This window comes from Embleya sp. NPDC059237, from assembly GCF_042754105.1.
Taxonomy (GTDB): Bacteria; Actinomycetota; Actinomycetes; order Streptomycetales; family Streptomycetaceae; genus Embleya.
The window spans coordinates 708,488-722,055 of sequence record NZ_JBHZAE010000002.1; the positions used below are offsets into that span (position 1 = coordinate 708,488).

The window sequence follows — 13,568 nt, forward strand, 5'->3', positions numbered from 1 at the left end:
CGAATGGCAGCTCGACGTACCTTCTACGATGCCGGGATGCCCATCGATCCACCCCAACGCCGGCACCGCCGCCGGGGATACCCCGTGCGGCGGATCGGCGTCGCGCTCGCCATAGTCGGCATCGCCGTCGGCACCGTCCAGTGCGCCGAGCCCGCCTGGATGCACAAGGACGGCAAGACGGCGTCCGCCGGCGGCGTATCGACGACCACCGAGCCGCCCCAGCCTGCCGCGATGCGCCCGTCCTCGGCCGGCGCCGGCGCCCCGAACGGCTCCTCGGTGATCGACGGTCGCCGGTACATGCGATCCGCCGGCGCCCGGGTGACCGTGTTCGCGCACCGCGGCGCGCCGACGCTGGCCCCGGAGAACACGCTGCCCTCCGACGAGGCGGCCCGGCGTTCGGGTGCGGACTGGATCGAGAACGACGTGCAGCCGAGCCGGGACGGCGTGCCGCACATCATGCACGACGAGACGGTGGATCGAACCACCGACGGACACGGGCGCATTCGCGATCTGACCTCGGCCCAGTTGGCCGCTCTGGATGCCGGGAAGTGGTTTCGGCCGGAGTTCGCCGGCACGAAGGTGATGACCCTGCGCGGGCAACTCGCGGATCTGCGCTCCCGGGGCGGGCGGCTGCTCCTGGAGATCAAGAACCCGCAGACCCGGGAGGAGATCGCCCGCATCGTCGACGAGGTGCGCCACAGCGGCATGTCGGACCGGGTGTTCGTACAGAGCTTCGATCGGGAGTCGTTGCGGATCACCCGCGATCTCGCCCCCGACCTGCCGCTCGGCCTGCTGGGCGACGAGGACGAGGCGGATCCGGTGGCACTGGCCCGGGAATTGCGGCTGACCTCGTACAACCCCTCCTACTACCTGGTCGCCAAACATCCCGACCTGGTCCGCCGACTGCACGCGGCCGGCGTCGCGGTGTTCGCGTGGACCCCCGACGACCCGAACGAGTGGTCGAAGCTGAACGACGCGGGGGTGGACGGGATCATCACCAACCGCAGCGCCGACCTGGTCGCGTGGAACGGGCAGCACACCCCCGGGAAGGGCGCCCGCCACTGAGCCGAGCCGACGAACGGCCCGTGAACGGCCCGCGACCGACCCGAAACCCGCTTTCGGACGGGTCGCGGGCCGTCCTGTCCACGGAACCGCGTCGACAAACCCTTTACCTCGTAAGGGCAATGTGACATTTTACTGACGTGAGCCAACTCCGTCCCAGTGATGTCGTCGTCATCGGCGCGGGCGTGGTGGGTGCCGCGTGCGCCCACTTCGCCGCGCGCGCGGGCCTGTCCGTCACCGTGCTCGACCGGGGTCCGGTCGCGGGCGGGACCACCGGCGCGGGTGAGGGAAACCTCCTCGTCTCGGACAAGGAGCCCGGCCCGGAACTCGCGCTGGCCCTGCTCTCGCTCCGCCTGTGGGCCGAACTCGCGGAACGCCGCGACGACTTCGAATACGAGCCCAAGGGCGGCCTGATCGTCGCCCGGACCGGGGCCGAGGCCGCCGCGATGGCGGCGACGGCGGCGGCCCAGCGCGCCTGCGAGGTCACCGCGCACGCGGTGGACGCCGCGCGCCTGCCCGACTACGAGCCGCACCTGTCGCGCGCCGTCGTGGCCGGCACCCACTATCCGCAGGACGCCCAGGTACAGCCGGCCCTGGCCGCCGCCTCGATGTTGCGCGCCGACGGCATCCGGCTGCACACCGGGGTGAGCGTCACCGGCTTCCTGCGCGGGGCTAACGAGCGGGTGGTGGGCGTGCGGACCTCACACGGCGACCTGGCCGCCGGCGCGGTGGTCAACGCCGCCGGCACCTGGTCCGGCGAGGTGGCCGCGCTGGCCGGGATCGCCCTGCCGATCCTGCCGCGCCGGGGCTTCGTGCTGGTCACCGAGCCGCTGCCGCCGATCGTGCGACACAAGGTGTACGCGGCGGCCTATGCCGGGGACGTGGCCGGCGACGAGGCGGACCTCGCCTCGTCGCCGGTGATCGAGGGCACCCCGGCCGGGACCGTCCTGATCGGCGCCAGTCGGGAGCGGGTGGACTTCGACCCCTCGTTCCCGGTGCCGGTGTTGCGCCGACTGGCCGCGCAGGCGATCGAACTGTTCCCGGTCCTGGCCGGCGCCTCGGTGCTGCGCGCCTATCGGGGCTTTCGGCCGTACTGTCCGGACCACCTGCCGGTCGTCGGCCCGGATCCGCGCGCGCCCGGCCTGCTGCACGCGTGCGGCCACGAGGGCGCCGGCGTGGGTCTGGCACCCGCCACCGGCCTGCTGATCGCCCGCACGCTGACCGGGGAGCGCCCCGACGTCGACCTCGCCCCGTTCGCCCCGACCCGCTTCGCGGAGGTAGCCGCGTGACCGACGAAACCGGCCCCGCCCCCCTCGATCGACCCGGCGACGCCGGCTTCCACCTGACCGTGGACGGCCGCCGCATCCCGGTCGAGCCCGGCCAGACGGTCGGCGCCGCGATGCTCGCCGCGGGGATCCGGTCCTGGCGCACCACCCGGTTCGCGGGCAAGCCGCGCGGCCTGTTCTGCGGCATCGGGGTGTGCTTCGACTGTCTGGTCACGGTGGACGGCACGCCGTCACTGCGGGCCTGCCTGGTGACCGCGCGCCCCGATGACGAGGTGAGCACGTCATGAGCGACGAGATGGGCCAGGGAATGAACCACGAGAAGGGCCCCGACTCGGGTGGCCGCGACACTCTCCATGACCTCGTCGTCGTCGGCGCCGGGCCGGCCGGGCTCGCCGCCGCCGTCACCGCCGCCGGCTTCGGCCTGCGCGTCGCCGTCCTGGACACCAACGCCCGGGCGGGCGGCCAGTATTACCGACACCGTGCGGGCCGGCCGCCCGCGTGGGCACCGCTCGCGCGCCTGCACACCGTCGAGCACTTGGCCGAACACCGGGTCTGGGCGGTCGAACGCGGCGACGACCACTTCACCGTGCACGCCGTGGCAGGCGAGCGCGACGGCGTCGCGGTGACCGTGCGCGGCCGTCGGCTGCTCCTGGCCACCGGCGCCTACGACCGGCAACTGCCCTTCCCCGGCTGGGATCTGCCCGGGGTGTTCACCGCCGGCGGCGCGCAGGCCCTGCTCAAGGGCAACGGCGTCGCGCCCGGGCGGCGGGCGGTGGTGGCCGGTACCGGTCCGTTCCTGCTGCCCGTCGCCGTCGGGCTCGCCGACGCGGGTGTGCGGGTGCTCGCGGTGGTCGAGGCCTCGCGCCCCACACCGCGAGCCGCCGCGCTCGCCCCACACAGCCCGGCACGGGTGGTCGAGGCCGCGGGATATGCCGCCGCGTTGGCACGGCGGCGCATCCCGTACCGCACCGGCCGGGCCGTGGTCGCCGCGCACGGCGACGCGGGCGTACTGGGTTCGGTCACCGTGGCCCGGCTCGACGCCGACTGGCGGGTGCGGCCCGGGACGGAAAGCGAACTGGCCTGCGACACCCTCGCGGTCGGCTACGGCTTCACCCCGCAACTCGAACTCGCCGGCCAACTCGGCTGCGCGAGCACCCCCGACGGCTTCGTCGCGGTCGACACCCGCCAGGCCACCGACCTGCCCGGGTTGTACGCCGCCGGCGAGAGCACCGGCATCGGCGGCGCCCAACTGTCCGAGGTCGAGGGCGAGTTGGCCGCCTACGCCGTCGCCGGCCGGACACCGCCGAAGGCGCTGCTGCGCCGGCGGGCCCGGCTCACCCGCTTCGCCGGCGGGCTGCGCGCGCTGTACCCGATCCGGTCGGGCTGGCCGTCGTGGTCCGACGAGGACACCCCGATCTGCCGCTGCGAGGAGGTGCCGCGCGGTCGGATCGCGGACGCGGCGCGGCAGGGCGCGGACGACGTGCGCTCGATCAAGCTGCTCACCCGCGCGGGCATGGGCTGGTGTCAGGGCCGTATGTGCGCCGAGGCCACCGCGTGCGTGCTCTCCGACGTGTTGGGCCGGCCGATCGCCGCGCCCGCGCCCACCCGTCCGATCGCTGTCCCCATCCGTCTCGGAGATCTCGCCCAAGGAGCCTCATGAGCACAAGCCCGCACCTTCCCGCCCCGGAGCGCTCCGCCCCGCAGGACGGCGCCGACCGCAAGCCGTGGCACGGCGTCGTGGTGGCCACCGCCCTGCCGCTGCGCGAAGACCTGTCGGTGGACTTCGACGCGTACGCCGAACACGTGCGGTGGCTCGTGGACTCGGGCTGCGACGGGGTTTGTCCGAACGGCTCGCTGGGCGAGTACCAATCGCTCACCCCGGAGGAGCGCGCCCGCGTGGTGCGGGTCGCGGTCGATGCGGTGGGCGGCGACCGGGTGCTCCCGGGCGTGGCGGCGTACGGCGCGGCCGAGTCACTGCGCTGGACCGAGCAGGCGGCCGAGGCGGGCGCTCATGCGGTGATGCTGCTGCCGCCGAACTCCTATCGTGCGGACACCCGTACGGTGATGGACCACTACCGCACGGTGGCCCGGGCGGGGCTGCCGATCGTGGCCTACAACAACCCGTTCGACACGAAGGTCGATCTGACCCCCCGGTTGCTCGCGGACCTGTACGAGGAGGGTCTCGTGGTCGGCGTCAAGGAGTTCACCGGGGACGTGCGCCGGGCCTACGAGGTGGCCGAACTCGCCCCGGGACTCGATGTGTTGATCGGCAGCGACGACGTCACCCTGGAGTTCGGGCTGGCCGGCGCGGTGGGCTGGATCGCAGGCTACGCCAACGTCTTCCCGCGCGCGAGCGTGGAGTTGTACCGCGCGGCCGTGCACGGCGACCCGCGCGCGGCATTGCCGCTGTACCGCCTGCTGCACCCGCTGCTGCGGCTGGACGCGCGCACCGAGTTCGTGCAGTCGATCAAGTTGTCGATGGATCTGGCGGGCCTGCGCGGCGGGCCGTGCCGCGCGCCACGGCTGCCGCTGTCGCCCGAACAGGAAGCCTTCGTCCGGGAATCCACCGAGAAGGCGCTCGCGGAGGGATTGAACTGATGCGTTCCCGACACGTCTACCACGCGGTCGACTCGCACACGGAGGGCATGCCCACCCGGGTGATCACCGGCGGCATCGGGGTGATCCCCGGCGCCACGATGGCCGAGCGGCGCAGCCACTTCATGGCCGAACTGGACCACATTCGCACGCTGTTGATGTACGAACCGCGCGGGCACGGGGCGATGAGCGGGGCGATCCTGCAACCGCCGACCCGGCCGGACGCCGACTACGGCGTGTTGTTCATCGAGGTGTCGGGCTGTCTGCCGATGTGCGGACACGGCACCATCGGGGTGGCCACCGTCCTGGTCGAGACCGGCATGGTCGAGGTGGTCGAGCCGGTGACCACGGTCCGCCTGGACACCCCGGCCGGGCTCGTGGTCGCCCAGGTCGAGGTCCGCGACGGCGCCGCCCGCTCGGTGACCTTGCGCAATGTGCCCGCGTACGCCCACGAGTTGGACGCGACGGTGGACGTGCCGGGGCTCGGCGCGGTCACCTACGACATGGCGTACGGCGGCAACTTCTACGCGATCCTGCCGATCGAGAAGGTCGGCCTGCCGTTCGACCGGGCCGAGGGCACCCGCATCCTGGAGACCGGCCTCGCCATCATGGCGGCGATCAACGAGCAGGCCAGGCCGGTGCATCCGGAGCATCCGGAGTTCGCGGGCTGCCACCACGTGCAGTTCCTCGCTCCGGGCTCGGACGCGGCGCTGTCGCGCAACGCGATGGCGATCCACCCCGGTTGGTTCGACCGTTCGCCGTGCGGCACCGGAACCAGCGCGCGGATCGCGCAGTTGGCGGCGCGGGGCGAGTTGACGGTGGGTCAGACGTTCGTCAACGAGTCGTTCATCGGGACGCGCTTTCGCGGTCGGATCGTCGCCGAGGCGGAGGTCGGCGGGCGGGCGGCGGTGGTGCCGGAGATCACCGGGCGGGCGTGGGTCACCGCGACCGCGCAGTATCTGCTCGACCCGGAGGACCCGTTCCCGGCGGGGTTCCGGCTCTGAGGGGCGGCCGGGCGGGCGGTTCCGCCCGGTTCCTTGCTCACCCTCGGTGATCTTCCACACGCGGAGTCGCGATCCCGCCCCAGCGGTGACTGACCGTCAGTAACATGGCGGGAGGAGGCACCATGGACACGGGACACGGAGCGCTCGCGCTGCCGTCCTTCGACGATCGACCGATCCTGCGGGATCGGGTGGCACGAGAGTTGCGCGCGGCGTTGATCGCGGGTGAGATGCGGCCGGGCGTGGTCTATTCCGCGCCCGCGTTGGCCGCTCAGTTCGGCGTGTCGCCGACGCCCGTGCGTGAAGCGATGCTCGACCTCGCCAACGAGGGACTGGTCGAGGCCGTACGCAACAAGGGATTTCGCGTCACCGAGCTGTCCGACCGCGAGTTGGACGAGTTCACCGAGGTGCGCGCGCTGATCGAGGTTCCGGTGGTGGCCCGCCTCGCGGGCGTGGTCACCCCGGCCGAGACCGCCGCGCTGCGCCCGGTCGCCGAGGAGATCGTCGCGGCGGCCGAGGCGGGCGACCTGATCAGGTACGTGGAGGCGGACCGCCGCTTCCACCTGTCGCTGCTCGCGCTGGCGGGCAACGAACACCTGGTCCGGGTGGTCGGCGATCTGCGCAAACGGTCGCGCCTGTACGGGCTGTCCCGGCTCGCGCGCGGCGGCCGACTCGCCGCGTCCGCCGCCGAGCACCTCGAACTGCTCGACGCGCTCGACAGCGGCGACCCGGCCGCGGCCGAGCAGGTGATGGCCCGGCACATCGGCCACGTCCGCAATCTGTGGGCGGGGCCGGAGCGGGAGGGCTGAGCCGGGGGCGGGATCGGGATCGACGTCGCGTCGCCGGCTCCGCACCCCCGGATCACGTGCCCACCGCCGACCGGGCCCGGTCGGCGGTGTCAAACCTTGCCGGCGACCATGTCCATCAGACGGCCGAGGACCGCGCCGCCGGAGGCGTGGGAGCCGTCGTGCTCCCACTCGTTGGTGACCCACGCGCGCAGGTTGCCCACCTCGCGCGCGGTCTCCAGGGACAGGTCGGCGTCCACGTACATGTCGTCGAAATAGACCGCCGCGGCCACCGGGACGGCGTTCGCGCGCAGTCGCTCGACGTCGTACAGGACGGGCCAGTCGTGCTGCTCGGCCAACAGGTGGGCGGCCTCGCGGAACGGGCGCAGCGCGGCCATCTCCTCGAACATCCAGGGGTACATCATCTCCCCGGTGAACAGCAGCGGATCGGCACTCTCCGCGAACTCCGGCAGCCCCGCGCGCACCTTCTCGGCGGCCCACCCGGTGGCGACCTTGCCCTGCCCGTAGATCGGCTCCTGGAGCACGGCCCACAGCGGTTGGTCGGTCAGCGCGGTGGCCTGCATGGCGGCGGCACGGAAGGTGTCCGAGACCCGGTCGCCGTCCCACGCCTCGTCCAGCATCCAGTGCACCCGCTCGAAACCGTCGCCCATGCCGAACACCGAGCCGAGGAACTGCAGTCGGCGCACGGTCAGTCGGTCACCGTCGGGCAGCCGCACGTCATGCGCGGCCAGGTGGTCGGCGAGCCGGCGAACCGCCTCCACGTCGTCCGGGTAGCGTGCGTAGTACTCGGCGTTCTTGGTCCGCACCCTCGGGTAGGTGCGGTGGTAGACGTCCTCGGCGGTGACGTCCAGGCCGATCAAACCCCCGGTGACGTAACAGGACTTCAGCGCCTCGGGGGCTCGGGAGAGATACGCGAGGGTGATGAAGCCGCCGTAGCTCTGGCCGAGCGTCTCCCACGGCTCGTCGCCGCATAGTCGACGGCGGATCAGCTCGGCGTCGGCGACGATCGAGTCCGCGCGCATGTGCCGTAGCAGGGCGTCGAGTTCGTCGGGTGGGGTGCGCGCCGCCAGGCTCGGTGTGACAGGCGTGCTGCGTCCGGTACCGCGTTGGTCGAGCAGCAGCACCCGGTGGGTCTTCAGCGCACGGGCCAGCCAGCCGTTGGCGCGTGGGGGCCGCTGCGCCTTCTGGCCCGGGCCGCCCTGGAAGAAGCACAACCACGGCCGGTTGCGACCCGTCGCGGTGGGATCGACCACCTCGCGGGCGAAGACCTCGATGGTCGGCCCGTCGGGACGCGCGTGGTCGAGCGGGACGACGAAGGTGTGATCGGTGAGGGCCATCCCCGGGATCCGGGTGATGCGGGTCGTGCGGGTCATGCGGATTCCTCCCCTGGGTGCGTGGCGTTCGGGTGTGCTGTGACATTCCACCGGAGGAAGGTGCTTGTTGTCCCGCCGCATCGGGAAGATTGCTGCGGCAGGGTTCTGCGGGATCCCGTGCGGCGAAAGGGTGTCAGTCATGCTCGATGGCCCGGTGTCCGATGGTGCGCAGGCCGATGGGCCGCAGCCCGGTGAGGCGCAGTCCGGTGAGCCGCAGGCCGGTACGGCGCAGACCGCCGGGCCCTTCTCCGCGTTTCAGGACTCGATCTACCTCGACGGACTGCTGACCGGGGAGACACCCCCGTACCCCACGGGCGCGAGCGCGTTGGAGGAGGCGGCGCGCGAACGGCTCGATCCGGGGCCGCGCGGCTACGTACTGGGCGGCGCGGGCGAGGGCGCGACGATGCGGGCCAATCGCGAGGCGTTCGAGCGGCGCCGGATCGTTCCGCGCATGTTGCGGGACGTGGGCGCCCGGGACCTGTCCTGCTCGGTATTGGGCACCGACTCGCCCGCGCCGGTGTTGCTCGGGCCGGTCGGCGTGCAGTCGATCGTGCATCCCGAGGGCGAGTTGGCGACCGCGCGGGCGGCGGCCGGGCTCGGGCTGCCGATGGTGTTGAGCACCGCGTCCTCGTACTCCCTGGAGGAGGTCGCCGCCGCGTCCGGCTCGGGCCCCCGGTGGTTCCAGCTCTACTGGCCTCGCGACGACGACGTGACCATCAGCCTGCTCGCCCGGGCGCGGGCGGCCGGCTACACCGCACTGGTGGTCACCCTGGACACCTGGTATCTGGGCTGGCGGCCGACCGACCTGGACCGGGCGTACCTGCCCTTCCTGCGGCACATCGGCCTGGCCAACTACCTGAGCGACCCGGCCTTCCTGGCCGGCCTGAGCCGCCCGATCGCCGAGGACCCGATGGCCGCGATCGTGCACTGGGCCGGAATGTTCTCCGACCCGACCAAAACCTGGTCCGACCTGGCGTTCCTGCGCGACAACTGGATCGGCCCGATCGTCCTCAAGGGCGTCCTCCACCCCGACGACGCCCGAAAGGCCCGAGACGCGGGCATGGACGGCATCGTGGTCAGCAACCACGGCGGCCGCCAACTGGACGGCGCAATCCCGGCGTTGGATGCCCTGCCGCAGATCGCAGCAGCGGTGGGCAACGACCTGACGGTCCTGTTCGACAGCGGCGTACGCACCGGCACCGACATCCTCAAGGCCCTGGCCCTCGGCGCCCGCGCAGTCCTCCTGGGCCGCCCCTACATCTGCGGCCTGGCCCTGGGCGGCACCCCAGGCATCACCCACGTACTCCGCTGCCTACTGGCCGAGTTCGACCTATCCATGTCCCTGTCAGGCCACACCCACCCACAAACCCTAACCCCTTCAACCCTGGCCTAACCGCCAACCAACCCGAACCCACCCAACCTTCTCCATCCCACCCAACACCCTCCGGCCAGTCCGACGCTCTCCGGCCTGCCCAACGCTCTCCGGCCAGCCCGGCACCCTCCAGCCCGTCCGACACGCTCCGGCCCGTCCGGCACCCTCCAGCCGGTCCGACACGCTCCGGCCCGTCCGGCACCCCTCCGAGCCGTCCGGCATCCAGCCCCTCCGGCACGCTCCAGCCCATCCAGCACCCCTCCAGCCCGTCCGGCGCTTGAGGACAACGCCTGCGCCACCAACCACATCACGGCACATCCCAGCGCACGAGCCCACCAACCTCAGCCCGTCCGGCGTTTGAGGACACCACAAACGCCACCCAACACTCAGCGACACATCACAGCGCAAGCCAACCAACCCAGCCATCCGGCGCTTGAAAACACCCGCGCCACTCACCGCACGTCAACACATCACACGAGCACCAACCAACCCCAGCCCGTCCGGCGTTTGAGGACAACGCCTGCGCAACCGACCGCATCACGGCACAACACAGCGCGCGAGCCCACCCACCTCAGCCCGTCCGGCGTTTGAGGACAACGCCTGCGCAACCGACCGCATCACGGCACAACACAGCGCGAGCCCACCCACCTCAGCCCGTCCGGCGCTTGAGGACACCACAAACGCAACCCAACGCACGGCGCAACATCACAGCGCGAGCCCACCAACCCCCCAGCCCGTCCGGCGTTTGAGGACAACCGCAGGCCGGCCACCCCGTCGACCCCAGGTCACCTCGACGACACCGCCCGCTGAGATTACCCCGTTTTGCCCGCCCCTCTCGGATACCCTCCGCGCATGATCACGCCCGGATCGAGAGGACCCACCCCGTGACCAACCCCGCGCGCCCCACCGCCATCCTGCGCCGCATGACCTCGCGCAGTTCCACGGAGCCGCACCGCGCATCCACGCCGTTGGAGTTGTTCTTCGACCTGACCTTCGTGGTAGCCGTCGCGCAAGCCGGCAGCCGCCTGGTGCACTCGCTCGCGGAAGGCCACCCCGGGCACGGGATCACGGGATACCTGCTCGTGTTCTTCGCGATCTGGTGGGCATGGGTCAACTTCACCTGGTTCGCCTCCGCGTACGACTGCGACGACCCGCTGTACCGCGTCGCCACGCTCGTCCAGATCACCGGTGTCCTGGTCCTGGCCGCCGGTGTCCCGCGCGCGTTCGAGAACAGCGACTACACGGTCGCCATCGTCGGCTACCTGATCATGCGCCTCGCGCTGACCTTCCAGTGGCTGCGCGCGGCCCACGACGAGACCGACCCGGCCGCCCGCCGCACCGCGCTGCGCTACGCGGCCGGCGTGGTGCTGGTCCAGATCGGCTGGGTGGTGCTCCTGCTCCTCCCCGACGCCGCCTGGAACTGGGGCTTCCCGCCGCTGGCGATCGCCGAGATGGCGGTACCGGCCATCGCCGAACGCGGGCGCTCCACCAGCTGGCATCCGCATCACATCGCCGAGCGCTACGGCCTGTTCACCATCATCATGCTCGGCGAGAGCGTGTCCGCCGCGACCGTCGCGATCCAGACCGCGCTCGACGACCAGGCCGCACTGGACGAGTTGTTGCCGATCGCCGCCGGCGGGCTACTGATCGTGTTCGCGGCCTATTGGATCTACTTCGCGGCACCGATCCACGAATACCTGCAATCCAGCCGTCAGGCGTTCCTGTGGGGCTACGGCCACTACGTGATCTTCGGCTCCGCCGCCGCGATCGGGGCCGGTCTCGAAGTCGCCGTCGAGCAGGCCGTCGGCGAGGCGCACATCTCCGACGTCGCCGCCGCGGCGAGCGTCACGGTCCCCGCGGGGCTGTTCCTGGTCACCACATGGGCGCTGCACGCCCGCCACCACAAGCGCGGCGCCGCCCAGCAGATACTGCTGCCGAGCGCCGCGGTCCTGGTCCTGGCCTGCACGTTCCTGGGCGAGGCGGCGGTGCCGGCGGCCGGAGCGGTGGCGGCGCTGACCGTGGCCGCAGGGGTGGTGTTGTCCGCCCGACAGGGCGAGGGCGCCGGCGACGTCGACCCGCGCCCGGAGCCGGTGCCCGAGGCCGACTGAGTCCGGGGTGTACCGCTAACCCGCCGTCAGGCGCCGTGCGGGCACCGACGGTTCGGGCGGGAGGAGCGGACCGCCGGACCACTGCTGGAAGATCAGCATCGTGTGCACCTGGGTCACCTCGGTACGCGCCGTGAAGCCGTCCACCACCAGCCGTTGCAGCCCGGTCGCGTCGGCGACCGCGACGTGCACGAGGAAGTCGTCGGGACCCGCGAGGTGGTACAGCGCGCGGGTCTCCGGCAGCTTCAGCACATGCCCGACGAACGGGTTGAGCACCACGCGGTGGTGGGGCCGTACCCGCACCGCGAGCATCGCCTGCAGCGGTCGCCCGAGCGCCGCCGCGTCCACCTCCACCGTCGCGCCCTTCACCACCCCGGCGGCGCGCATCCGGGCCACCCGGTCCAGGCAGGTCGAGGGCGCTATGCCGACCTCGGCCGCGAGCGCCTTGTTGCTGATCCGGGCATCGTTCTGAAGAGCCCGGAGAATGCCGAGGTCGGTCGGATCGAGGGCGATGGATTGGCTCATTCGGCGATGATAATTCGGCGTCCGGGCAGCTTCTCCGGAGGTCGCCCCAGGATGACGTCCATGGACCTTCGACCGGACTCCCCCGCCACCGCCGGCCGCACCGACACCGCGCCCGCCGGCCTCACCCCTGCCGGCTCCACCCCCGCCGGACCCCTCGCGCGGCACACGTTCGAGACCCGCGCGGTACACGCCGGCCGCGACGACCTGGCCGCGCTGGGCGTACACGCCGTGCCGATCGACCTGTCGACCACCTATCCCCTGCCGGACCTGCCGGCCGCGGCCCTCGCCCTGGACGCCTACGCGGAGGGCGAGTTGCCCGACGGCTCGGCGATCTACGGTCGGCTGACCAATCCGACCGTGCGCCGCTTCGAGCAGGCGCTCGCCGAACTGGAGGGCTGCGCCGACGCGGTGGCGTTCGCGACCGGCATGGCGGCGGTCACCGCGTGCCTGCTCGCCGCCGCCGCGCAGGGCCGACGGCACGTGGTCGCGGTCCGGCCGCTGTACGGCACCACCGACCACCTGCTCTCCGGCGGCCTGCTCGGCACCGAGGTCACCTGGGTCGAACCGGACGGCGTGGCCGCGGCGTTGCGGCCCGACACGGGCCTGGTCATGGTCGAGACACCGGCCAATCCGACGCTGGCCGAACTCGATCTGGCCGAACTCGCGGTGCAGGCGGGCGAGATACCGCTGCTGGTGGACAACACGTTCGCCACACCGGTCCTGCAGCAGCCGGCGTCCTCGGGTGCCCGTCTGGTCCTGCACAGTGCGACCAAGTTCCTGGGCGGACACGGCGACGTGCTCGGCGGCGTGGTGGCCTGTGATCCGGAGTGGGCCAAGGCGCTGCGGCAAATCCGGTTCGCGACGGGCGCGTTGCTGCATCCCCTGGCGGGCTATCTGCTGCTGCGCGGCCTCGCGACCCTGCCGATCCGCGTCGCCAGGGCCTCCGCGACGGCCGCCGCGCTGGCCGCCCGACTGGCCGCACACCCGGCGGTGGCGCGGGTGCACTATCCGAGCATCGGCGGCGCCCTGGTGGCCTTCGAACCGACCGGCGACCCGATGCGGCTGGTCGGCGCTCTCCGCCTGATCACCCCCGCCGTGAGCCTCGGCGGCGTCGACACCCTGATCCAGCACCCGGCTTCGCTGACCCACCGGGTCATCGACGACGCGGCGCGCACCGAAGGCGACATCGGTCCGCACCTGCTCCGCCTGTCGATCGGCCTGGAACACGAGGCGGACCTGTGGGCGGACCTGTCGGCGGCGCTGGACCGGACGGGCGTCGAGCACGTCGGGGCATCGCCGGTTCCGGACGCGCAGGTCGGGGTGGGCGACGCGGCGCCGGGCGCGGCGCTGTGGCCGGTGGGGGTCTGAGGGGGCGGGGCCGGGGTGGGTCCGGAGTCCGCGCGGGCCGGGGATCGGTGGCGGTGCACTTCGCGGCGCGGCCGG

General features: G+C 72.4%; 12 protein-coding genes. 10 read left to right on the top strand and 2 right to left on the bottom strand.

Going from position 1 to position 13,568, the window contains the following annotated elements; genetic code table 11:
- Nucleotides 1–36: 36 nt before the first annotated feature.
- The 7 genes from ACFXKZ_RS09890 (at nt 37) to ACFXKZ_RS09920 (ending at nt 6,753) form a co-directional block, all read left to right on the top strand.
- Nucleotides 37–1,065 (top strand): glycerophosphodiester phosphodiesterase, encoded by a 1,029-nt coding sequence (locus ACFXKZ_RS09890; protein WP_379998389.1) that lies wholly within the window; start codon nt 37–39, stop codon nt 1,063–1,065.
- A 137-nt stretch (nt 1,066–1,202) separates the two neighbouring features.
- Entirely contained in the window at nt 1,203–2,351 is a 1,149-nt protein-coding gene (locus ACFXKZ_RS09895) for an NAD(P)/FAD-dependent oxidoreductase (RefSeq protein WP_379998391.1), read from the top strand.
- Nucleotides 2,348–2,635 (top strand): (2Fe-2S)-binding protein, encoded by a 288-nt coding sequence (locus tag ACFXKZ_RS09900; protein WP_379998393.1) that lies wholly within the window; start codon nt 2,348–2,350, stop codon nt 2,633–2,635. The genes ACFXKZ_RS09895 and ACFXKZ_RS09900 overlap by 4 nt, the downstream gene beginning before the upstream one ends.
- A complete protein-coding gene (locus ACFXKZ_RS09905) occupies nt 2,632–4,008 on the top strand; it encodes an FAD-dependent oxidoreductase (protein ID WP_379998395.1) in 1,377 nt (458 codons plus the stop codon). The genes ACFXKZ_RS09900 and ACFXKZ_RS09905 overlap by 4 nt, the downstream gene beginning before the upstream one ends.
- Complete coding sequence (locus ACFXKZ_RS09910; RefSeq protein ID WP_379998396.1) at nt 4,005–4,946, top strand: dihydrodipicolinate synthase family protein; 942 nt, start codon at nt 4,005–4,007, stop codon at nt 4,944–4,946. Before ACFXKZ_RS09905 ends, ACFXKZ_RS09910 begins: the two co-directional genes overlap by 4 nt.
- Complete coding sequence (locus tag ACFXKZ_RS09915; protein ID WP_379998398.1) at nt 4,946–5,947, top strand: proline racemase family protein; 1,002 nt, start codon at nt 4,946–4,948, stop codon at nt 5,945–5,947. The genes ACFXKZ_RS09910 and ACFXKZ_RS09915 overlap by 1 nt, the downstream gene beginning before the upstream one ends.
- Nucleotides 5,948–6,069: 122 nt before the next feature.
- Nucleotides 6,070–6,753: a GntR family transcriptional regulator gene (locus ACFXKZ_RS09920; RefSeq protein WP_379998400.1), complete on the top strand. Its 684-nt coding sequence runs from the start codon at nt 6,070–6,072 to the stop codon at nt 6,751–6,753.
- Nucleotides 6,754–6,842: 89 nt separating this feature from the next.
- Here ACFXKZ_RS09920 and ACFXKZ_RS09925 read toward each other — a convergent pair whose 3' ends face one another.
- Nucleotides 6,843–8,123: an alpha/beta fold hydrolase gene (locus ACFXKZ_RS09925; RefSeq protein ID WP_379998402.1), complete on the bottom strand. Its 1,281-nt coding sequence runs from the start codon at nt 8,121–8,123 to the stop codon at nt 6,843–6,845.
- A 139-nt stretch (nt 8,124–8,262) separates the two neighbouring features.
- On the opposite strand from ACFXKZ_RS09925, the gene ACFXKZ_RS09930 reads away from it, so the two are divergent.
- Together ACFXKZ_RS09930 and ACFXKZ_RS09935 are read left to right on the top strand one after the other, a co-directional pair.
- Entirely contained in the window at nt 8,263–9,516 is a 1,254-nt protein-coding gene (locus ACFXKZ_RS09930; RefSeq protein ID WP_379998404.1) for a lactate 2-monooxygenase, read from the top strand.
- Between the two features lie 902 nt (nt 9,517–10,418).
- On the top strand, nt 10,419–11,603 hold the full coding sequence (locus ACFXKZ_RS09935; protein ID WP_379998692.1) for a low temperature requirement protein A: 1,185 nt from the start codon (nt 10,419–10,421) through the stop codon (nt 11,601–11,603).
- A gap of 15 nt (nt 11,604–11,618) precedes the next feature.
- On the opposite strand, the gene ACFXKZ_RS09940 is transcribed toward ACFXKZ_RS09935, so the two are convergent.
- On the bottom strand, nt 11,619–12,125 hold the full coding sequence (locus ACFXKZ_RS09940) for an Lrp/AsnC family transcriptional regulator (protein WP_379998406.1): 507 nt from the start codon (nt 12,123–12,125) through the stop codon (nt 11,619–11,621).
- Nucleotides 12,126–12,185: 60 nt separating this feature from the next.
- Between ACFXKZ_RS09940 and ACFXKZ_RS09945 the strand changes: the two genes are divergently transcribed.
- Nucleotides 12,186–13,493, top strand: a complete 1,308-nt coding sequence (locus ACFXKZ_RS09945) for a trans-sulfuration enzyme family protein (protein ID WP_379998408.1) — start codon at nt 12,186–12,188, stop codon at nt 13,491–13,493.
- Nucleotides 13,494–13,568 lie beyond the last annotated feature (75 nt).